The 20,994-nt window shown below is 60.9% G+C and carries 19 protein-coding genes; 12 read left to right on the top strand and 7 right to left on the bottom strand.

Annotation, left to right across the window (positions count from 1 at the left end; translation table 11 throughout):
- The first annotated feature begins 226 nt into the window (after nt 1-226).
- Nucleotides 227-1,636: a pyruvate kinase gene (gene pyk / locus ACILSO_RS18275; protein WP_395738882.1), complete on the top strand. Its 1,410-nt coding sequence runs from the start codon at nt 227-229 to the stop codon at nt 1,634-1,636.
- A gap of 54 nt (nt 1,637-1,690) precedes the next feature.
- A complete protein-coding gene (locus ACILSO_RS18280; RefSeq protein WP_395738883.1) occupies nt 1,691-2,488 on the top strand; it encodes a hypothetical protein in 798 nt (265 codons plus the stop codon).
- A gap of 15 nt (nt 2,489-2,503) precedes the next feature.
- Here the strand turns inward: ACILSO_RS18280 and ACILSO_RS18285 are convergent, their stop codons facing one another.
- The 3 genes from ACILSO_RS18285 to ACILSO_RS18295 are packed head-to-tail and all read right to left on the bottom strand — an operon-like array spanning nt 2,504 to nt 3,962.
- Nucleotides 2,504-2,659, bottom strand: coding sequence for a hypothetical protein (locus tag ACILSO_RS18285; RefSeq protein WP_395738884.1), 156 nt, complete (start codon nt 2,657-2,659; stop codon nt 2,504-2,506).
- A gap of 28 nt (nt 2,660-2,687) precedes the next feature.
- Nucleotides 2,688-3,350 carry a peptidoglycan-binding protein gene (locus ACILSO_RS18290; RefSeq protein WP_395738885.1) on the bottom strand — a complete coding sequence of 221 codons (663 nt, stop codon included), beginning with the start codon at nt 3,348-3,350 and terminating at the stop codon, nt 2,688-2,690.
- Between the two features lie 48 nt (nt 3,351-3,398).
- Nucleotides 3,399-3,962, bottom strand: coding sequence for a L,D-transpeptidase family protein (locus ACILSO_RS18295; protein ID WP_395738886.1), 564 nt, complete (start codon nt 3,960-3,962; stop codon nt 3,399-3,401).
- Nucleotides 3,963-4,165: 203 nt separating this feature from the next.
- Between ACILSO_RS18295 and ACILSO_RS18300 the strand changes: the two genes are divergently transcribed.
- Both ACILSO_RS18300 and ACILSO_RS18305 read left to right on the top strand, forming a co-directional pair.
- The gene (locus ACILSO_RS18300; RefSeq protein WP_395738887.1) at nt 4,166-4,309 is read left to right on the top strand and encodes a DUF3309 domain-containing protein; all 144 of its coding nucleotides are present in this window, start codon (nt 4,166-4,168) and stop codon (nt 4,307-4,309) included.
- Between the two features lie 14 nt (nt 4,310-4,323).
- On the top strand, nt 4,324-4,713 hold the full coding sequence (locus ACILSO_RS18305) for a hypothetical protein (RefSeq protein ID WP_395738888.1): 390 nt from the start codon (nt 4,324-4,326) through the stop codon (nt 4,711-4,713).
- Between the two features lie 95 nt (nt 4,714-4,808).
- Here the strand turns inward: ACILSO_RS18305 and ACILSO_RS18310 are convergent, their stop codons facing one another.
- Nucleotides 4,809-7,250 carry a PSD1 and planctomycete cytochrome C domain-containing protein gene (locus ACILSO_RS18310; RefSeq protein ID WP_395738889.1) on the bottom strand — a complete coding sequence of 814 codons (2,442 nt, stop codon included), beginning with the start codon at nt 7,248-7,250 and terminating at the stop codon, nt 4,809-4,811.
- 74 nt (nt 7,251-7,324) lie between these two features.
- On the opposite strand from ACILSO_RS18310, the gene ACILSO_RS18315 reads away from it, so the two are divergent.
- The 5 genes from ACILSO_RS18315 (at nt 7,325) to dtd (ending at nt 12,555) form a co-directional block, all read left to right on the top strand.
- A complete protein-coding gene (locus tag ACILSO_RS18315) occupies nt 7,325-8,557 on the top strand; it encodes a thymidine phosphorylase (protein ID WP_395738890.1) in 1,233 nt (410 codons plus the stop codon).
- A 63-nt stretch (nt 8,558-8,620) separates the two neighbouring features.
- Nucleotides 8,621-10,405 carry a protein kinase domain-containing protein gene (locus ACILSO_RS18320; RefSeq protein WP_395738891.1) on the top strand — a complete coding sequence of 595 codons (1,785 nt, stop codon included), beginning with the start codon at nt 8,621-8,623 and terminating at the stop codon, nt 10,403-10,405.
- A 142-nt stretch (nt 10,406-10,547) separates the two neighbouring features.
- On the top strand, nt 10,548-11,477 hold the full coding sequence (locus ACILSO_RS18325; protein ID WP_395738892.1) for an amidohydrolase family protein: 930 nt from the start codon (nt 10,548-10,550) through the stop codon (nt 11,475-11,477).
- Between the two features lie 3 nt (nt 11,478-11,480).
- On the top strand, nt 11,481-12,065 hold the full coding sequence (locus ACILSO_RS18330) for a YdcF family protein (protein WP_395738893.1): 585 nt from the start codon (nt 11,481-11,483) through the stop codon (nt 12,063-12,065).
- A 37-nt stretch (nt 12,066-12,102) separates the two neighbouring features.
- The gene (gene dtd, locus ACILSO_RS18335; protein WP_395738894.1) at nt 12,103-12,555 is read left to right on the top strand and encodes a D-aminoacyl-tRNA deacylase; all 453 of its coding nucleotides are present in this window, start codon (nt 12,103-12,105) and stop codon (nt 12,553-12,555) included.
- A 63-nt stretch (nt 12,556-12,618) separates the two neighbouring features.
- Here dtd and ACILSO_RS18340 read toward each other — a convergent pair whose 3' ends face one another.
- Entirely contained in the window at nt 12,619-13,215 is a 597-nt protein-coding gene (locus tag ACILSO_RS18340; RefSeq protein WP_395738895.1) for an RNA polymerase sigma factor, read from the bottom strand.
- A 385-nt stretch (nt 13,216-13,600) separates the two neighbouring features.
- Here ACILSO_RS18340 and aspS point away from each other — a divergent pair, with 385 nt between their 5' ends.
- Complete coding sequence (gene aspS, locus ACILSO_RS18345; protein ID WP_395738896.1) at nt 13,601-15,421, top strand: aspartate--tRNA ligase; 1,821 nt, start codon at nt 13,601-13,603, stop codon at nt 15,419-15,421.
- A 65-nt stretch (nt 15,422-15,486) separates the two neighbouring features.
- Here aspS and ACILSO_RS18350 read toward each other — a convergent pair whose 3' ends face one another.
- Nucleotides 15,487-16,203 (bottom strand): RNA polymerase sigma factor, encoded by a 717-nt coding sequence (locus ACILSO_RS18350; RefSeq protein WP_395738897.1) that lies wholly within the window; start codon nt 16,201-16,203, stop codon nt 15,487-15,489.
- Nucleotides 16,200-18,863 (bottom strand): protein kinase domain-containing protein, encoded by a 2,664-nt coding sequence (locus ACILSO_RS18355; RefSeq protein ID WP_395738898.1) that lies wholly within the window; start codon nt 18,861-18,863, stop codon nt 16,200-16,202. Before ACILSO_RS18355 ends, ACILSO_RS18350 begins: the two co-directional genes overlap by 4 nt.
- Before the next feature lie 148 nt (nt 18,864-19,011).
- On the opposite strand from ACILSO_RS18355, the gene ACILSO_RS18360 reads away from it, so the two are divergent.
- Nucleotides 19,012-20,115: an aldose epimerase family protein gene (locus ACILSO_RS18360; RefSeq protein ID WP_395738899.1), complete on the top strand. Its 1,104-nt coding sequence runs from the start codon at nt 19,012-19,014 to the stop codon at nt 20,113-20,115.
- A complete protein-coding gene (locus tag ACILSO_RS18365) occupies nt 20,112-20,945 on the top strand; it encodes a PP2C family protein-serine/threonine phosphatase (protein ID WP_395738900.1) in 834 nt (277 codons plus the stop codon). The genes ACILSO_RS18360 and ACILSO_RS18365 overlap by 4 nt, the downstream gene beginning before the upstream one ends.
- The last annotated feature ends 49 nt before the right edge of the window (nt 20,946-20,994 follow it).

The following is a 20,994-nucleotide window of genomic DNA, read 5'->3' on the forward strand; positions in this document are numbered from 1 at the left end:
CCACAGCTCAGTCACTTCTGAACCAAAATCGATTGCTCGACAATCGTCAATCCTTCCGGCTTCAGAGCGCCATGGGCACACGCCATTGACGATTGTCGAACAACGATCGCTGATTTTTGAAGTATCCCCGGCTCTCCGATGTTCTAACACCGCCGCTAGCTGCCCCTTGCATCCGGGCGCATCAGGAGCGTACGCTGGCCCGCCACCTGCTCTCATCATGCCAAACATGCGCAAAACCAAAATCCTCTGCACTCTCGGCCCTGCCACGGAGAGTCCTGAAGTCCTTTCCAGTCTCATCGCCAAAGGTGCCGATGTCATCCGCCTGAACATGAGCCATGCCTCCCACGACTGGGTGCGCACCGTCTATGCTCGTGTGCGCGATGCCGCCGCGGCCTCCAAGCGCGAAATCGCGGTGCTCATGGACCTCACGGGCCCGAGCATCCGCACCGGGGATGTGGAGCAGCCCTGGCAGCTTCAGGTGGGGGATGTGGTCGAGTTCCGCTGCAAGCCGGATGCGCCGCCCACGACCCAGTACTCCGTCGGCGTGAACTACCCGGAGCTGGGCAAGGATCTCAAAGTCGGCGACACCATCATGGTCGATGGCGGCATGATCCAGGTCAAGGCCACCGAAGTTTCCACCATCCGCGTCATCGGCACCGTCATGACGAAGGGGGAGATGAAATCCCGCCGCCACATCAATCTACCCGGCGTGCCCGTGCGCCTGCCTCCGCTCACGCAGAAGGACTACGCCGATCTCGACCTCGGCGTGGAGCTGGGCGTGGATTTCTTCGCGCTCAGCTTTGCCCGCGAGCCCGGCCACCTGCAGCACCTGCAGCTTCTCCTTGAGCAAAAGCAGAGCAAGGCGCGCGTCATCGCCAAGATCGAAAACCAGCAGGCCATCGACAACATCGACGCCCTTGTGGAGGCCTCCGGAGGCATCATGATTGCCCGAGGGGACCTGGGCAGCGAGTGTCCCATCGAGGACCTGCCGCTCATCCAGCGCCAGATCGTCGAGCGCTGCTCCTACCACGGCCGCAAGGTCATTGTGGCCACGCAGATGCTGGAAAGCATGATCGAAAACCCCGTGCCTACCCGCGCCGAGGTCACGGACATTTTCAATGCCGTGATCGAGCAGGTGGACTGCGTGATGCTCAGCGGCGAGACCAGCGTGGGCCGCTATCCGGAGAGGTGCGTGGAGGTGCTGGACACCGTCATCAGCCGCATCGAGCAAAAATATCCCTCAGGCCGTTTCGCCAGCGATGCACCGCTGAAGACCAACAAGCACAAGACGGTGAAGGCCGCCATCCTGCTGGCCAACAGCATCCCCGGCAGCAAGCTGCTCGTCTTCACCATCAAAGGCGTCATGGCGCATCTGCTTGCGCATCAGCGCCCCGAGTTTGCCCCCATCTTTGCCTTCACGCCCAATCTCCACGTGAGCCGCACGCTCGTCACCGCGCGCGGCGTCAATCCTTTCGTGCTCCCCTTCATCGAAGGCCAGCCGGAGGACAGCATCCGTGGCGCCCTGGACCTTCTGCGACGTGAAAAACTCATCAAGCATGGCGACCCGCTCGTGATCCTCAGCGATGCCCTCTACGACGGCGTGAATGTGGACGCCATCCTCCTGCGCCAGGCTTGAAAGACGGCGGTGCCAAGGCAAAATAAGCCCCAGCCCGCCGTATTTTCCCCAACGATGCGTTTCATCCGCCTGTTTTTGCTGCCCCTCATCCTGGCCTCTTCCGCCCAGGCGGACACACGCGTGTTTGTCAGCCTCGCGGGCACGCTGATGGAGGCGGAGATCACCGCAGTCTCCGGCGACAGCGTGACGCTGAAGCGTATGAACGATGCACAGACGCTGGTGGTGAAAATCAAAACTCTCTGCAAAGAAGACGGGGCCTACATCGCACGCTGGCTGGAACAACATCCGGATCAAACCGCAGCGCCCACGACACCCACTGCCGCCAGCAGCACGGCAGCGCCGGCCGCGCCCGCGCAGAAATACCGGCTCGCCTGCCAGACGCTTCCTTCCAAAAGCAACCGGGGCCCCGGAGACACCGACATACGCGTCTTTGAGTACACCTACAATTTCAACCTCAACAACCTTGAGGTGAAGCGCGACCTTGAGAACGCGAAAGGTCTGGCAGTGACCCTCGGCAAAAATGTCGGAGAAACCAACGGTGATCTCATTGTGCTGCAGAAGGAGGAGTTTGATGTCAACATCCGCGCGCAGTCCAAAATGGTTTACACCACCCAGCCTGTGCGGCTGACCTACAGCCAGGACCCAGACGCCCCCTTTGGCGTGAAAAATTACGGCTACGTCCTCATCATCCGTGATGCAGCAGGCGCCATCCTCCTCGTGGAGGCCAGCCCGGACACGAGCGCGCGCTTCACCAAAGAACTCCTGTCTTTGGAGAAGGCGCCCTGCGTTGTGGACCGCGACTTCAAGCTGAGAGCCAGGTCAGACGCCCCGCTGTCCTACATCAGTTTTTAACAAACCGTCCGCTCCTTATTTTTCCATCAGCAGGAGCACCCCCGCCACGATGGCGAGAATGGGAACAAGCACGCTGAGCGTACCAAGCTTGATGCCAAAGGCACCACAGACACCGATGACGATGAGATAACATGCGAGGGCAAAAATGCCGCGATTTTTAGGAAGGGTCATACACGAGTTCGATTGGAGTTTTGCTCACTTACTGCAGCCCGAGCGCCTGCAGCAGCGCCGGAACAATCGACTGGGTGACGCTCATTCCATGGTCCTGCTGATACCGCGCTATGGCGCCCAGGGTCTGCGGTCCGATGCGGCCGTCGATCGGCCCCTGGTAGTAACCCAGCCGCGCCAGCGCCTGCTGCACGGCGAGTTCATCCGCAGCGCGCTGATCGTAGGGCTGGAGAGCATATCCCGGCGGAAAATCCTCACGCCGTGAAAAGAACCTCACATTGGGGCTTTCATAATAATAAGCCGAATTTGGCGGGCCATAGTAGTAGCCTCGGCCTGCGTAACCCACTCCGGGGGACAGGACAAATTTTGAACGTGGGTATGCCATGTAAACCACCTTGTTGTGTTCGTTCACGTGCGGAGGCTTTGGCACCACCTTCGGCTCAAATTTCTTTGCGAACTTCGGCTCAATCTTCTTCTCAAACTTCGGCTGGTGCTTGGGGTCAAACTTGTGGTCGAATTTCGGCTCATGCTTCGCCATCGGGCCGGCGTGCTCGTGTTTGCCGTTGTTGCCGTGACCGTTGTTCCCATGACCTTTGTCCTTGGCCATGGTTAGAGATGCCGCCGTCAGAGAAAGGACCGCGGCCAGTGTCGCCGAACTGAAAGTTCGCAGACGAATGTTGGGGTGTGTTTTCATAGGGGTTAGGGGAGGTTCGAGTTTGGAATTTGTGGGCGCAGTGCCCGCTCATGGCTCAATGCTCACCGGCGTGCCCACTTCCACCGAGCGGTAAAACGCCTCCGCCATGTAGCCCGGCATGCGAATGCAGCCGTGGGAGGCAGGATAGCCTGGAAGGTAGCCTTCATGCATGCCCGTGCCGCCTACGATGCGCATGAAGTAGGGCATCTTGGCACCATCGTACCGCGCACCCTTCGGCTTCGGGTCCTTGCTGGTGTCCACGTCTTTCTGGATCACGTTGCCATCGGCATCCACGTAGTCGCCGAACAAGGATGACACATGATGCAGGTCTTTTTGAATGACGTGGAAATTCCCGGTGACTGTGTTGCGCCCTTCGCGGCCCGAGGAAATTTCAGACACACCCGCGAGCTGACCATCCTTGTAGAAATAGGCGCGCTGCTCGGAGAGATTGATGCGCACCGAAGGCTTGCCCGTCATGTAGTCGCCATTCCAGAAGGAGGCGCTTTGCGGAGGCGGTGGGGGCGGCGGCATTGGTTCGACGCAGCTCGCCCCAAGAAAAAGCATGGCGGTGGCAAGCAGGCAGGGGCAGAGGGTGGAGAGGATTTTTGTCATGATTAAGCGTGTATGAGTGAGCAGAAAGGTGCTGCCCATTGAATCGCACGTGCGTGTTCAAGAGGTTTTGTGGTTGCAGTGGATTGTTCCCAAGCACCCCGCCGAGGACCGCCGGGGTTAGAATTATAACGCTCGTGCATCCGCCCTCCAGGCAGCGTCCGATTCGTGAGTTACAAGCGGCCACTCAACCTGCCCATCCCACCATGAACCTTCTTCTCATCCTCCTCATCATCCTTCTCATCGGCGGTGGCGGCTATGGCTTCCGCTCTGGCAACCACTACGTAGGCGGCGGCGCCAGCCTGCTCGTGATTGTACTCGTCGTTCTTCTGCTCACCGGCCGAATTTAACCACCGCCTCTCCTATGAAACCTCATGCTTTTTGCCTTCTTCTGGCCGCCTGCCTGCTGGCCTCATGCGAAGATCCCTCCATGCCCGCCAAAACCTCCAGCAGCCAGCACTCCGGCAGCAACAGCTACGCAAAGCTCCCGTCAAACTTCAGGGGCAGCGCTTACTATCACAAGGGCAGGTACTACACCGGCGGCCAGTTGCAGAAAGGCAGCTACGCCTATCAGGGCCGCACCTACACCACCCGCTACTACCATGGCGGAGAGTACTATTATGGGGGCCAGCATCAGAACTTCCCGCATGAAAATCATGACTTCCAGCGCGGCGACTTTCCCGCAGGCAACTATACCGACGGCAACTACCAGGGCGTGAGCTGGAACGGCCCCAACGGCAACCCGGATCATTGATCGTCCGCACCCGGGGGAAAGGGCGTCCTCCGCACCATTGAAATCGCAGCCTGCATCACGTGCGCCGGAGAAATGCATTCCCGGCCGCACGGTTATCACTCCTTCGTCACTGCCTCGTCCAAATTCAGCAGCATGAGGCACAGGCCCGTCCACGAGGCGTGCTCGGTCACCTCGATGCTCTCATCCCGTTTGGATTCGCCTACGTGAAGCAGTTTCGCCGCGGCGGCCGGATCGGCTGCCTGCTGTGCCTTCAGTTTGCCGAGCTGCACCTTTAACAGCGCGGCTTCCGCCACGGATGGCTCACGACACGTCACGCTCTGAAACGCCTGCGTCAGGGCAGCGTCAGCGTTGCCGGGGTTTGCCAGCAGCACACGCTGCGCCAGCGCACGGGCGGCCTCCACATACGTCACATCATTCAGCGTCACCAGCGCCTGCAGCGGCGTGTTGGTGCGCGTGGCTTTGATCACACAGGTCTGCCGCGCTGAATTGTCGAACAGCATCGTCGGTCCCACGATGCGCCGCCAGAAGACATACAGCGTGCGCCGGTAGAGAGCGGCGCCATGATCCTGCACGTAGCTCTTCTTGCCAAAGGTCGCCTCCTCCCAGATGCCCTCCGGCTGGTAGGGCTTCACGGCCGGGCCGCCCAGCTGATCCTCCAGCAGACCGGACACAAACAGGGCCTGGTCCCGCAGCATCCAGGATGGCATGCGAAAGCGTGGCCCGCGTGAGAGATAGCGGTTTTCAGGGTCCGCCTGCGCCTCGCGGATTTTTGATGACTGCCGATAGGTCTCGCTCGTCACGATCAGCCGCATCAGCGCCTTCACATCCCACCCGCTTTCGATGAATTCGGCCGCCAGCCAGTCGAGCAGTTCGCGCTGTGGCGGCACCTCCCCCTGCAGGCCGAAATCCTCCGCCGTCTTCACCAGTCCCACGCCGAAGAAGGCCTGCCAGAAACGGTTCACCGTCACCCGCGCCGTCAGCGGGTTGTCACGGTTCACAATCCACTGCGCGAGGCCGAGACGGTTGCGCGGCGCATCGGCCTTCATCGCAGTCAGGCTCGCAGGCACGTTGAAGCTGACCTTCGTCGTTGTGGGCTTGTCATAAGCGCCCTTTTCCAAAGTGAAGGTCTCCCGCGGAACGGGCAGCGTGTCCATGACCATGACCTTGGTCACGGCGTTCGTGGCGGAAACGCGGGCGCGCACGGCATTGAGGAGCTTCTGCAGCAGTTTTGTGTATCCGGCGTCCTTGTCTTTGAAATAGTTCACCGCCTCCAGCAGCGGATCCACGCCGCGGTTCTTGGGCTCCGTTTTGGCGATGTAGCTCGGCAGGTTTCCCGGCAGCTTGATGGCGTCAGATTCCGTCAGAGGCTTGCCGGCCTCGCGTGGAAATTTCTTCAGCTCAAAGGCCTCCACTTCCTGCGCCACCGCACTCACCGCCGCCGTCGTTTTTTTCACGCGCTCAAGTTCGGCTGGCGTGGAAATGTCCATGGCCGGAGCCGCCTGTCCGCTGCGCCCCCTGCCGTCCTCGCTTGTCTGGTTGAAGACATCGTAGAGGCCGTAGTAGTCCCGCATGGTCAGCGGATCAAACTTGTGGTCGTGGCACTTCGAGCAGCCCATCGTCAGCCCCAGCCACACGGTGCTGGTGGTCTCCACGCGGTCCATCACGTTCTCCACACGGGTCTCTTCCGCGATGCGCCCGCCCTCACCATTGATCATGTGGTTGCGATTGAATCCCGTGGCCAGTTTTTGCTCCGGAGTCGCGCCAGGCAGCAAATCACCCGCAAGCTGCCAGACCGTGAACTGGTCGTAGGGCATGTTCGCGTTGATCGCCCGCACCACCCAGTCGCGCCACGGCCACATGGTGCGCTCAGGATCGCCCTGGTATCCGTTGGTATCCGCATAGCGCGCCGCATCCAGCCAGTCCCAGGCCCAGCGCTCGCCAAAGCGCGGTGAGTCCAGCAGACGCTCGACGGCCCTGGCATAATCCTGCTTGAGGTCATCTGCTTTGGGTGGCAGCCCGGTCAGGTCCAGCGACACACGACGCAGCAGAGTCACGGCATCCGCCTGGGGCGAAGGCTGCATGCCCTTCTCCGCCAGCTTTGCGCGCACGAATGCATCGATGGGATGCTTCACGCCCACATCCGGCACCTTCGGCCGTTCGATGCGCTCAAACGCCCAGTGCGTGCCCCATTTCGCGCCTTCGTCAATCCATTGCTTCAGCAGCTGCTTCTGCGCCGCTGTAAGCGTGCGGTTGCTCTTCGGCGTGGGCATCACTTCATCCGGATCCGTGCTGAAAATGCGCCCGATCATTGAGCTGTCATGGCTGTTGCCAGGCTTGACCGCTGCCACGCCATCTTTCAGAGCCTTTGCATCCTTTTCCACATCCAGCCGCAGGTCTCCTTTGCGCTCCTTAGCATCCGGACCATGACAAAAGTAACACTTGTCCGAAAGGATCGGCTGAATGTCGCGCGAGAAGTCGACGGGCGCCGCAGCGAGGGCGGAAACAAGGCAGAATAGGACAAGGGCTGGACGGATCATTCGCAGCTTCTTTAAACGATGATCGAAGGTTCAGTATTGCCAAACAGGCGTCGCTAACACTAGCATGAGATTTAATGCACATCCCGACCCTGATCGAGCACAAGCGCGACGGCGGAGTCCTCACCTCTGAGGAGATCCATTACGTCATCGGTGCCTTCACCCGTGGGGAAATGCCGGATTATCAGATGAGTGCACTGGCGATGGCCATCTTCTTCCGCGACATGCGGCCGGAAGAAACTGCAGCGCTCACGGAGGCCATGCTGCACAGCGGCTCCATGCTGCTGTGGAACGACCACGATCCCATGCGCGTGGACAAGCACAGCACCGGCGGCATTGGCGACAAGACCTCCCTCGTCCTCGCTCCGCTGCTCGCCTGCGACAGCTTGTGGGTGCCCATGATCTCCGGACGCGGACTCGGCATCACCGGCGGCACGCTGGACAAACTGGAAAGCATCCCCGGATTTCGCACCCAGCTCAATGAGGTGGAGATTCATGAGGTCATTGATCGCGTCGGCTGCGTCATGATCGGCCAGACCGCAGGCATCTGCCCTGCTGACAAAAAGCTCTACGCCCTGCGAGACGTCACCGCCACCGTGCCGAGCATCCCGCTCATCACCGCGAGCATCATGAGCAAGAAACTCGCCGAAGGCCTGAACCGCCTGGTGCTGGATGTGAAATACGGCTCCGGCGCCTTCATGAAGACGCAGGAGGAGGCCTTTCGTCTGGCGGAGAGCCTCGTCACCGTGGGCCAGGCCATGGGCGTGCGCTCCAGCCTGCGCCTGAGTGAAATGAACGAGCCCACGGGCGAATCTGCAGGCAATGCTCTCGAAGTGGCCGAATGCGTGCGCTGCCTCAAAGGCGGTGGCCCGCAGGACCTGGAGAACATCGTGCTCGATCTCGCCTCCGCCGTTTCCATTTCTCCGCGCTCAGAGCTCGCCGCCATGCTGCACCGTGGCGATGCGTGGAGAAAGTTTCAGCAGATGGTGGCGGCGCAGGGCGGCAGTGTGGAGGCGCTGGAAAAAATGGCCTCCATTCACCGCGCCCCGTTCATCGGCGAACTGAAAGCCACGTCCAGCGGCATGCTCATACGCGTGGATGCCGGCGGCATCGGCCAGGCCGTCCTCGAACTCGGCGCCGGGCGTTCCAAAGCAGCCGACCCCATCGACTTCGCCGTTGGCTGCGACCAGATCGCGAAAACCGGGCGGCAGGTGCAGACCGGCGATGTGCTGCTGCGGGTGCATGCCCGCACCAAAGGCGCTCTGTTTCGCACGCTCGATCATCTGCAGGAGTGCATTGAGATCGTTTGACCCCTCGTGTGCGCAGGGCACGGAAAACGTTGCAAACGCACGTGAGCCGGAGAAAATATTCGCATGCCTGGACCGTCACCGAACCTACGCGAAAACCCCTGGCACCCTCCGACGGTCGAAGAACTGCAGAACCAGCTGCCACAATACGAGATCATCGCCCTTCTCGGACGCGGCGGCATGGGAGCGGTCTACAAAGGAGTGCAGTTGTCTCTGGACCGCCAGGTCGCGATCAAAATCCTGTCCCATTCGCTCCATGAGGCCGACGCGAGCTTTGCCGAGCGCTTCAAGAATGAAGCCCGGGCCATGGGGAGGTTGAAGCATCCGGGCATCGTCGGGGTGCATGACTTTGGCCTCACCGAAGGGGGCCTGCTTTACATCGTGATGGAGTTCATCGACGGTACGGATGTTTCCGCCATGATTGCCTCCCAGGGCCGTCTCCGCTCGGAGCAGGCGATGGCCATCGCCGCGCACGTTTGCGATGCCCTGGCTTATGCGCACGAGCAGGGGATCATTCACCGCGACATCAAGCCCGCCAACATCATGGTCAGTCGGAATGGCCTCGTCCAAGTGACGGATTTCGGCCTCGCAAAAATGACCCACGCAGGGCACACCGGCCCGACGCAGGACGGCGCCACGCTGGGGACCTTGCTCTACATGGCACCGGAGTCTCTGATGCTTGGCATCGAGGTGGACCGACGGGCCGACATCTATGGGATCGGCGTGATGCTCTACCAGATGCTCACCGGAACCCTCCCGCAAGGCGTGTTCAGACGGCCCTCCCAGGCGGTTCCGGGCCTCGATCCACGATTTGACCCCATTATCACCAAGGCGATGCAGGAGGACCGCGACCTGCGCTATCCCAATGCCATGACGATGCGCCGGGATCTGGATGCAATCCTGACGCAGCCGGTGATGAAAGTGGATGCCACCGAGTTCAGGGCGTTTTCCTCCATCGAAACACAGCCTTTGCCCCAAAGATCCACGGTTCAGCCGAGGCGCACGGCTTCATCCGCGGCAGCCACACCGCCTCGAAACAAGAATCTGCCGCTCCTTGGACTGGCATTCCTGGCCCTGATTGGATTCGCAGGGTGGGTGTTCTCCACTTTGCGGCCTCCGGCATTGCCCGCCAGCCCGCCGGCAGCGCCCGTCGCAACTTCGCCTGTGCCCCCATCTCCGCCTTTTCCTGCTCCCTCCTCTGGGGCGACATCAGCGTATTTCGTTTTTCCGCCACGCAATGAACCCCTCCCATCCACGCCTGCCCGAAGGGGCGCGGTCGCCGCCGTGACCGCCCTCGGCGCCAGGGTGCTTGTGAAGGAAGCAGCCCACTTGAAAACCCTTGAGGTCTACGGTGGCTCGCAACTTCCCTCCATGTTCATCATCTATGAAATCGACGCGGGGATCGATTTCACAAAGCATCCGCTCACCGACAACGACCTGGCCTTGCTGACCGTGTTTCCAGACCTCGAAATCCTGAACCTTTCGTTTCAAGAAAAACTCAGTCCCAAAAGTCTCGCAGGCCTCAGTAATCTGAAGCGCATCACGAATTTTCAGCTCAATGGCACGCAGGTGGATGACGCGACCACAACCCTCCTCGCCAAACTGCCCTACCTGAACGTCATCAATTTCGAAAACACCAAGATCACGGACCAGGCGGTGGAGAACCTTGCCTCCAGACTGAACTACGTGGTGCTGAGTTTCACCCACTGCCCCATCACCGATGCCTCCGCGAAAGTCCTCGCCTCGTTCAAGGGACTGAAAAGGCTCCGCCTCAGAGGCACGCTGTTGACACCTCAGGCAGTGGCCATGCTGCGCCAGACCCTGCCGGACTGCATCATCGAAGCAGAATAACCGGACGTTCCACCTGCAACAGCAGCCATCGAGAAATGCAGCGCTCAAATACATGCAAAGCCCCCGGCAGTGAAACCTCACAGCCAGCGATGAACAGCGAACTGATCTTGGAGAAAAGCCATCCCGCCACGTACGTCTTTCCATGAACCGCCGCCGCTTTCTCCAGACCACCGCCACCACCGCCGCCGCCTTGCTGCATGAAACCGCACAGGCAGCACCTCCAGCCACGCGCATCATCGACACGCACACGCATTTCTATGATCCCACGCGGCCCGGCGGCGTGCCATGGCCTGCAAAGGGCACGCCGCTTTTCCGTACCGTTTTACCGGCGGACTGGCTCGCAGTCGCAGCACCACATGGGGTCAACGAAACCGTCATCGTCGAAGCGAGCCCGCTGGTGGAAGACAACCAGTGGATTCTCGATCTCGCCGCCAGGGAGAAAAGCATCGTCGGCTTTGTTGGTCACCTCGATCCCGGCGCTGAGTTTGAAGCACACCTGAAGCGGTTTGCCGCCGATCCTATCTTCCGTGGCGTGCGCTGGAGCGGCGCCCATTTGCAAGATGCCACCAAGCAGGACGCCGTGCTCTCCGGCGCGAAGGCGTTGGCCAGTCACGGACTCGAACTCGATTTGAACGGCGGCCCCAGCTACCTGCCCCACGCCGCCAAACTCGCTGCGGATGTGCCGGACCTGCGCGTCCTCATCAACCACCTCGGCGCGTCCGGCGATCCCCAGTCTCTGCGTCCTGAATGGAAGGAAAACATCCGCGCGGTGGCGAAGCAGCCAAACACCTTCATGAAAGTCTCCGCCCTCGTGGAACAGGTGAAGTGCGACTACGGCAAAGCCCCGACCGACACCGCCTACTACCAGCCCGTGCTCGATCACCTCTGGGAGTGCTTCGGCCCCGACCGCCTCATCTATGGCAGCAACTGGCCCGTCTCTGACAAAGGTGCGGATTATGCGGGTGTCTTTAAAGTTGTGGACGAATACTTCCGCAGCAAAGGCAGCGAAGCCTGCGAGAAGTACTTCTGGAAGAACTCCAAGGAGGCGTATCGCTGGATCGAACGAAAGTAACCCATGGTCAGGATTAATCAGCGTCTCATTCGTGTCGTCTTCGCAGCCGTCGCACTCTTCGTGCTCGCCACCTTGGTTCTCTGCCTTGCTGGCCTGCGCGACGACATCGGCAAGGCAGACATCGCTCTCGTGCTCGGCAGCAAGGTCGAGCTTTCCGGAAAGCCTTCCCTACGCCTCCAGGCAAGGCTCGACAAAACCGTGGAGTTGTACAAAGCGGGCTGGTTCCCCTGGGTCATCGTCAGCGGCGGCCTCGGCAAGGAAGGCTTTGATGAGGCCGCCGTCATGCGTGACTACCTCGCCGCCCACGGCGTGCCTTCAGCCCACATCCTCCTGGACAGCGAAGGCAACACCACCTTCGACAGCGCCCAGAACACCCTTCAACTCCTGCGGCAAAAGCAGCTCAAAAGCGTCTTGGTGATCTCCCAGTATTTCCATATCCCCCGCTCACGTCTCGCCCTCGAACGCACCGGCATCGAAGAAATCCACTCCGCCTCCCCCAGCTACTTTGAGTTGCGCGATCTCTATTCCGCGCCGCGTGAACTGATCGGCTACTTCAGCTACGCAATGCGCAGCTTCGATAAGCAATAATTCTGACTCAACTTCGTCATTCGTCATTCTTCCCTCCATGCGCCTCGTCCTCCAACGCGTTTCCTCCGCCTCCGTCACTGTGGACGGCAGCATCACCGGCCAGATCGGCACCGGCTTCATGATCCTTGCCGGCATCGAACATGAAGACACGTTCGAGGATGCGACGTGGCTGGTGCAGAAGGTCACGCAGATGCGCGTCTTTGGCGATGACGAGGGAAAGATGAATCTCAGCGTCAAGGATGTCGGCGGAGACCTCCTCGTGGTCAGCCAGTTCACCCTGCATGCCAATACGAAGAAGGGAAACCGCCCCAGTTTCATCCGCGCCGCACGTCCCGAAACCGCCATTCCCCTCTACGAGCACTTTCTCTCGCTGCTGGAAGGGGAAATGGGCAGGCCGGTGGCGCGTGGCGTCTTCGGTGCAGACATGAAGGTAACCCTGGTCAATGACGGTCCGGTGACCATTTGCATCGACTCGCGGGCGCGCGAGTAACCAACGAAGAGGGGCGGACCGAAGTCCGCCCCTCTCGCTTGGGTTTCAGGTTTGTGGGGAAAATCAGGACAAACGTGGCTTCACCAGCGTTTCGAGGCGGTTCACGCCCCGGCGTATGCGAGCTTTGATCGTGCCAAGCGGCTCATGAAGTCGCTCGGCCACTTCGGCCTGGGTGAGCCCGCTGAAGTAGGTGAGTTCGATGGCCTCGCGCTGATCCTGGGTGAGCCGGGATACGGCGCTGTGCAGGATGGTGTCGCGTTCCTTGAACTCCAGGTTTTCATGCCCGGAGGGTTCAAACTCATACTGATCTTTCTTGTTTTCTGTCTCAAAATCGTCGTTGAGCCGGGACCGGCGCTGCTTGGAGCGGATGCGGTCGATAGCGCGGTTCCGGGCCAGGGTGGTCAGCCAGGTCAGCGGCTTGCCTTTGCGGGATTCGTAGAGGTGGGCTTTGTTCCAAACCTGCACGAGGACCTCCTGCATCACGTCCTCGGTGTCGTGGTGGTCGTTCAATACATTGGAAATCGAGGCGAAAATGAGTCCGCTGTATTTCTTGTAGAAGGTCTGGAAACTGGCCGAATCACGTTCCGAGATACGCTTCAGCAGGCGGATATCCTCGGCGACGTTGGGGTCTAACTCAGGGGGTGTTTCAGTCGCGTTCATGATGAGTGGAGGTGTCTGACAAGGTTTATATTTGCGACAAAATGCCGTTTCGTCAAAGATTTGTTTCGGTTTTGTCTAAGTTTATGTCGTTTTTGTCTAAATTGGTCCGCCTCTAGGATGATTCCACCGGATCCCGCTAAGGATGCGACGAACGGACCAACGATTTATTCCCCCTTGCTCAATGGACAGGAGAACTTGATCACCCAAGACCTCCTTCTTGTTATCCGCACACGGGCGGAATCTGGATGTACCAATCGCCCCTGCAGCCCCTCCCTTCGGCAGCGAGATCTGCATTGGCGCCATCCACCCCTCCCGCCTGCTTGACTCTGCCTTCCCCCTTGCGCAGCGGGCGAATCCGCCGACTCTACGCGCCCTTTTTTCCGCCATGATCCCCAACGCCTACCGTTCCCTTCACTGCAACGCCGTCCGCTCTGAGCACATCGGCCAGACCGTCACCCTGTGTGGCTGGGTGAATTCGGCCCGCGACCATGGCGGTGTGATCTTCATCGACCTCCGCGACCGCGAAGGACTCACGCAGGTCGTTTTCCGCCCGGAAGAAAACGCCGAGCTCGCCGCACAGAGCCATCACCTGCGCGATGAAGACGTGCTGCAGATCATTGGCAAAGTCGCCGCCCGTCTCAAAGGCACCGAAAACGCCAAGCTCGGCACCGGCGATGTCGAAATCGTCGCCACCGAGTGCAAAGTGCTCAACAAGGCCGATGTGCTGCCCTTCCAACTGGACCGTGAGCTGTCCAACGAGGACATGCGCATGAAGTATCGCTACCTGGACCTGCGCCGCGAGCGCATGAACCGGAACATCCGCACGCGCCACAAGATCACCAACGCCGCACGCAACCACCTCGACGCCGCCGGCTTCATCGAGGTCGAAACGCCGATCCTCAGCAACCCGACGCCTGAAGGTGCACGCGACTTCCTGGTGCCTGCCCGTTTGAACCCCGGCAAATTCTACGCGCTGCCACAGGCCCCGCAGCAGTACAAGCAGCTCATGATGGTGGCCGGCCTGGAGCGTTACTTCCAGATCGCCCGCTGCTTCCGCGACGAAGACCTGCGCGCCGACCGCCAGCCGGAGTTCACCCAGATCGATATCGAGGCCAGCTTCATTCAGCGCGACGACATTGTGAACCTCGTCGAAGGCCTGCTCGTGAGCATGTTCAAAGCCGGCACCGGCCGCGACATCCCCGCGCCCTTCCCGCGCATGACCTACCAGGAAGCCATGGACCGCTACGGCTCCGACAAGCCGGACACGCGCTACGGCAACGAAATCGTGGACATGGCCGATGTGTTTGCCAACAGCGGCTTCAAGATCTTCCGCAGCACCATTGAAAACGGCGGCGTCGTGCGCGCCATCAATGCCAAGGGCTTCGCTGGCATCACCACCGGCCAGATGATCCGCCTCAACGAGATCGCCACGCAGGCTGGCATGAAGGTGAAGCAGCTCGCTTTCATCAAAATCGAAAACGGTGAGTACAAGTCGCCGCTGTGGAAGTTCTTCGCTGGCGAAGAACAGCAGGCCATGATCAACAAGCTCGGCGCCGAAGAAGGCGACCTTATCTTCTTCTACGCCGGCACCTGGCAGGAGGCCTGCGACATCCTCGGCCGCGTGCGCGTGGAGATCGCCAACATGACGCAGCTCACGAAGGACAGCACTGCGCTGAACTTCCTGTGGGTCGTCGATTTCCCGCTGCTGGCTCACGACGCCGAATCCCAGAGCTGGGTGGCCGTGCATCATCCCTTCACCCGTCCGAAGACCGAGGACATCCCGCTCATGGAAGCCGGCGAATACGCCAAAGTGCGCGCCGAAGCCTACGACGTGGTGCTTAACGGCTACGAACTCGGCGGCGGCTCCATCCGAATCCACGAGAAGGATCTGCAGGCCAAGCTCTTCAGCGTGCTCGGCGTGAACGAAGAGGAGCAGGCCCACAAGTTTGGCCACATCCTCGACGCCTTCCGCTTCGGCGCCCCGCCCCACGGCGGCCTCGCCCTGGGTCTGGACCGCATCGCCATGCTGGTGAGCGGAGAGGACAGCATCCGCGAAGTCATCGCCTTCCCGAAAAACAACAAGGGCAGCGATTTGATGACCGACAGCCCGACGCAGATCGACTTCAAGACGCTGCGGGAGATTTACATCCAGAGCACGTTCAAGGAGAAGAAGCCGGAAGCAGCGGCGGCTGCGCCTGCGGCGTAAGGCAATCTTTTTGGCGAGTCACGCAAGATCAAAAAATCCTCCGTCCCAAAAAGGGCGGAGGATTTTTATTTTCTCAAAGCCCCCATCAGCGCATCCAGCTCCTCCCTCACGTCTCCCGCTTCTCCCACCGTCTGCGCGATCTCTTCCTTCACCGCTTCGCGAAAACGTTTTCGCAGTCGATGAATCGCCACTTTCACCGCCTCCACGCTCATGCCCAGCTTTGCCGCGGCATCGCTTTGCGGTGTTGCATCCGCTTCCGCCGTCAGCCAGGACTTGAGCACGTCAAAGTGCCCTGATTTGCCATCCTCGCGCATGTCGCACTCCAGCCTCTCCAGCGCGCGCGCCAGCAGGGTCAGCGCCCACTGGCGGTCAAATGCCGCGTCCGGTGCTTCCACACTCGCGTCCGCGATCTGCAAGCCCGCACTCGTCACATCATCTGCGGCATGGATCTCCGCATGCACCTGCCCGCCTCCGCGCTTCAGCGCATGATCACGCACACGCTGATCCGCCGCAAAGCGCTTCAAGGCCATGAGCAAATAGCTGCGAAATTTCCCGCGCATGGGATCCGCGCCGTCAATAAACCCACCAACGAGCAGCTTGGCGAAAAAATCGTGCGCCAGTTCACGAGCAACATCCTCCGCACGACCATCCCGCCGCAGAAAGGCAACCACGGGCGCGTAATAGGCCGCACACAGCTCGCTCAGCGCCGCACGCGCCTGCGCATCATCGCCACGAGAACGGGAGACGAGCGTCCAGCGGGTGTCGTGGAAGCCGTGCGTCATTCAGGAATGAAGATCTGATCTTCCGGTTCGAGCTCAAGTTTCATCTTGTCGCTTTGCCGCAAGTCAGCAGGGATGCTCTGACCGTGACGAATGACGAGTGCCTTCGAAGGTTTCGCATAGGTGGTGAACCCATCGGCCAGGGAAATGGCCTGCCCGATCGTCATCCCCGGTTTGAATCTTACCGGGCCCGTGTGCTTGCATCCGGAGAGCATGTGCACCACATGCGTCTGCGATATGGCCGACCGTTCACTGGCCCGTTCAGCAGCAGGCGGAAGAGGCGCACGGCCGAACGCTCCATCCGGCGAGTAATACGAAAACAGCATCTTCCCCATCACCTTGTCCCAAGGCACGGAGAATGTCTCTTGAGCACCACCACGTTTGAGGCGGAGGCCTTTGGGCTCCACGGCCACCACGCGGGCGAGCCAGGTCTGCCCGCTCTCATGCTGATAGGCGATGAGATCTCCTGCGGCAAATCCGGTATTGAGGCGGGAGGCCAGCCAGTGGCTGCCTTTGGCCACGCCAGGCTCGTTTCCGCCGGGTATAAAATAAGCGGCGCAGATGAATGACTTGATGAAGAAAGCCAGTACCAGTGCGGGAAACACGAGCTCGATGTTTCGCACCAGCCGGTGCGGCTTGATCTCCGGCGCAGCCACCGGGTGGCGGCGCATCCAGATCAGCGTGGACACCACCGATGCCGCCACACTCACCAGCGTGAGAGTCAGCGCCGCCCACCCATACGCATCCTGATGCCGCGGCAGTTGATAAAAACCCGCGATGCCCGCGGCGATGACACTGAGCGACCACCCGAACTGATGCCGCCCAAAGAACGCATTCACCTCATACCAGCGCTTTTCCGAAACAAGGGTCGAAGGCAGGCGCACACCATAGAAGGAATTCATCGGCACCAGCCGCAGCCAGAGCGGCACAGCCATCACGGCCAGCAGCACACCCGCGACTTCAATGGCGGAGGCGGTGATGGCTTGCGCGGTCAGCCCATCTCCATCGCTGCCCGTATGCCACCAGTGGTGGGACATCCAGGTGAGAGCCAGAAACAGCAGGAGTGAAAAGGGCAGCAGCCACAGCACGCGGGAGGGGCGCTCATGCCATGCGGTCCTTCTCTGAGCCCCGCCCTGCGCTTCAAATTCGAGCTGCCTGCGCGCCCACCATGGCATGAGGAGCGGGGGCACCATCAGCGGCAGCCACAGCCAGCCGATGATGAAAGCGCTTAGCCTGGTCACCCACACCAGCCATTGCAGCATGGGGGGCATCTCCACTACTTTCGTGAGCACCAGCGGCGCATGCACCTGGCCACCCACGCCGCTTACCAGTGCATAAACGTGCCCGCCACAAGCATGCACCCCTGCCGCATAGCCACCCAGGGCCTCCCACCCCAGCGCGATGCCCCCTGCGGCCAGCAGCCCCACGCTCAGTCCTCCATAGGCCAGCAGCAGCGCCAGCGCCACGCCACCCCACGAGATCAAACCGATGCTCATGCCGCCGACCGCCACGCCACCCACGGCCATGCCACCAAAGGCAAACAGGCCGCGCGCATAGCCTCCACAGGCCACCACGCCAATGGCACGATCGCCAAACGCAAAGAAGCCGCGTGCCGTGCGCTTCTGCCCTGTCACGGGATCAATGCCCTTCGTCACATGCACGAGCGGCCTGCCCAGCAGCGTGCGTTTGGATTTGTATTCAAAGCTGGCAAACTGCCACGCCAGTGAGTTCCGCGCCTGCGGCGGCATGGAGGCGATTCCTTCAATCTGCGTTTTAAATTCTCCCGCGCTCTGCTGACGCTGCGCACGGTCTTTGGCCAGCGCACGAAACACGACCTCGTCCATGTTTCCACTCACCGCGGCCTTTTCCGAAGGCGCGGCAAAGCGGCCCAGCGGCAGCTCCCCGGTGAGCATTTCATAAAATACCACGCCCAGGCTGTAGATGTCCGCACGGTGGTCCACGCTGCCGGGTTTTTCGATCTGCTCCGGCGCCATGTAGGGCGCGGTGCCCAGCTTCGCCCCGCTTTGCGTCAGCATCATGCCGCCATCCCCTTTCTCATCGAGGATCTTGGCGATGCCAAAATCCGCGATCTTCACCTTGCCCTTCGAGTCCAGCAGCACGTTCTCAGGCTTGATGTCCCGGTGCAGCACGCCCTGGCTGTGGGCATACTGCAGCGCCTCGCACATGACCGGGATGATGTTCAGCGCCTGCTCCGGCGTGAAGCGCCCCGCGCGCATGGCCTGGCGCAGGTTCACGCCGTCCACGTATTCCATGACGAGGTAGCAGAAGCCGCCGCTTTCCCCAAAATCATGCACAGTGACGATGTTCGGATGGCTCAGCCTCGCCAGCACCCGCCCCTCCCGTGTGAAGCGCTCCGCAAAGCCCGGCGTGGCTGCCAACGACTTTGGCAGCACTTTCAGCGCCACCACGCGGTCGAGCTTCGGCTGCCGCGCGCGGAAGACTGCGCTCATGCCGCCGTGGCCGATGAGATCGAGGATCTCGAGATCCGGAAACGCGGCGGCGATTTCTGCCAGCGAAGGCAGGTCGGCCCGTGACAGCGGCAGCGTGTCGGCGCCGCCATCCGTCGGCATGGCAGCAGCAGCCATGAGATCGGCGGGGTTCAGGCCGTGAAAGGGATCAGGAGAAGGAGGGGGAGAGTCCATGATGCCAGCTGCATGGGGAATGTGGCGGCGGAGGTTACACAAGATCATGTCCCCCAGGCCAGAAACTTCATCCCGCCGCATGGAATCCTTTCTTGCGAAAATCGGGCAACTCCGTCACACTCGCCACCCAACCACCTTACTTTCAATCATGCGCCTCCTCGCGCTGCCAACCTTTCTTCTGCTCCTCATGTCGATCTCCGGTTCGTCACCTGCCGCCAGCGTCGAGTCTTCCACCTGGGGCAAGACTTCGGCCGGAGAAGAGGTGAAGCTTTTCACCCTGCGCAACGCCAAAGGCATGGAGGCAAAAATCACCAACTGGGGCGGCTACATCGTCGCTCTCAAGGTGGCGGACAAAAAAGGCCAGTTCGCGGATGTGACTCTGGGCTTTGACAAACTTGACGGCTATCTCGGCAAGAATCCCTTCTTCGGCTGCATCGCGGGCCGATACGCCAACCGCATCGGCGGCGCGAAGTTCACTCTCGACGGCACCGAGTACAAAGTCACCGCCAATTCCGGCAAGCACCAGCTGCATGGCGGCAAAGAAGGCTTCGACAAGAAACTCTGGGCCGCCAAAGAGGTTCCCAATGGCGTGGAACTCAGCTACACCAGCGCCGATGGCGAGGAAGGCTACCCCGGCACCCTGAAGTGCTCCGTCACCTACACCCTCACGGAGGACAACGGCCTGAAGATCGACTACCACGCCACCACGGACAAGCCCACCGTGCTGAACCTCACCAACCACGCCTACTTCAATCTGGCCGGTGAAGGCAGCGGCGACATCCTGGGCCACCAGCTCACGATTCCAACCGATCAGATCACCGCCACCGATGACGACCTCATTCCCACCGGAGAGATAGCCAGCATCAAGGGCACTCCGCTGGATTTCACCACACCGCATGCCATCGGCGAGCGCATCGGCGCGGATTTCAAACCCCTCGTCCAGGGCATCGGCTACGATCACAACTACGTCCTTTCCGGCACTGGCCTGAAACGGGCCGCCGTGGTGAAGGAACCCACCAGCGGCCGCGTCATGACCGTGAGCACCACCGAGCCCGGCGTGCAGCTTTACACGGGAAACCACCTCAATGGCGTGCCCGGCAAAGCGGGCCACATTTATGCAAAGCGTCATGGCTTCTGCCTGGAAACGCAGCATTATCCCGACAGCCCCAATCATCCGAACTTTCCCAGCGTGACTCTGCGTCCGGGGGAAACCTTCGAAAGCACCACGATTTACCAATTTTCTGCCGAGTGAGCGCCACCACCACCGTCCTGACCGATCGAGTTCCCCTGTTTGAAACCCAGCCGCCTGCTTTCATTCAGGAGCAGGATTTTGCCGCCAGGCAGTACCGCGGCCGCCGGGACAATCAGGAGGACTACTACGCCTTTGCCGATGCCGCGGAGCCTGAGGAGCGCAGCCTGGAGCGCCTGCTGCTCGTCATTGGCGACGGCCTCGGCGCACATGCCGGCGGCAGTGTGGCCAGCTACATCGGCGTGAATGCCTTTGTGCGTGCCTACCACGAGCAGGACGGCCCTCACTCCTGGAAGCTCAAGCATGCCGTGGAGACGGCCAATGAGACCCTCGGCATCATCACCAGCCGCATGCCCAGCGTCGCTCCGCCCATGGGCACCACCATGGTGGGCGTGCTCATCACGCCCAAGACCATGGAATGGATCAGCGTGGGAGATTCCCCTCTTTTCCTCTTCCGTGATGGCGAACTGATCCGCCTCAACGCCGACCACAGCCTTTCCCCCCTCATCGATGCGCGTGCCGCACGCGGGGAGATCACTCAGGAGGAGGCCGCCAATCACCCGGACCGCCACACCCTGCAGGCCGCCCTGCTCGGCATGCCGCTCGCGATGATCGACACCCCGGCGGAGCCGTGGGTCCTCAAAAAAGGCGACATCATCATCGCCGCGAGCGATGGCATCTTCACCCTCAGCCACAAGGCCCTGGAGGAGCTCCTTAGCTTCGGCAAGCACACCACGGCCGACAAGATCGCCGACGCCATCATCTTCGCCATCCGCCGCATCAACAACGACCGCCAGGACAACACCACGGTCGGCGTGGTGAAGATCGGCTAAAGTACTCCCGAACTTGAGTTCGTTCCGGGTGGGAGTCGTCTCGCGCCAG

The organism is Prosthecobacter sp., from assembly GCF_044226605.1.
Lineage (GTDB): Bacteria > Verrucomicrobiota > Verrucomicrobiia > Verrucomicrobiales > Verrucomicrobiaceae > Prosthecobacter.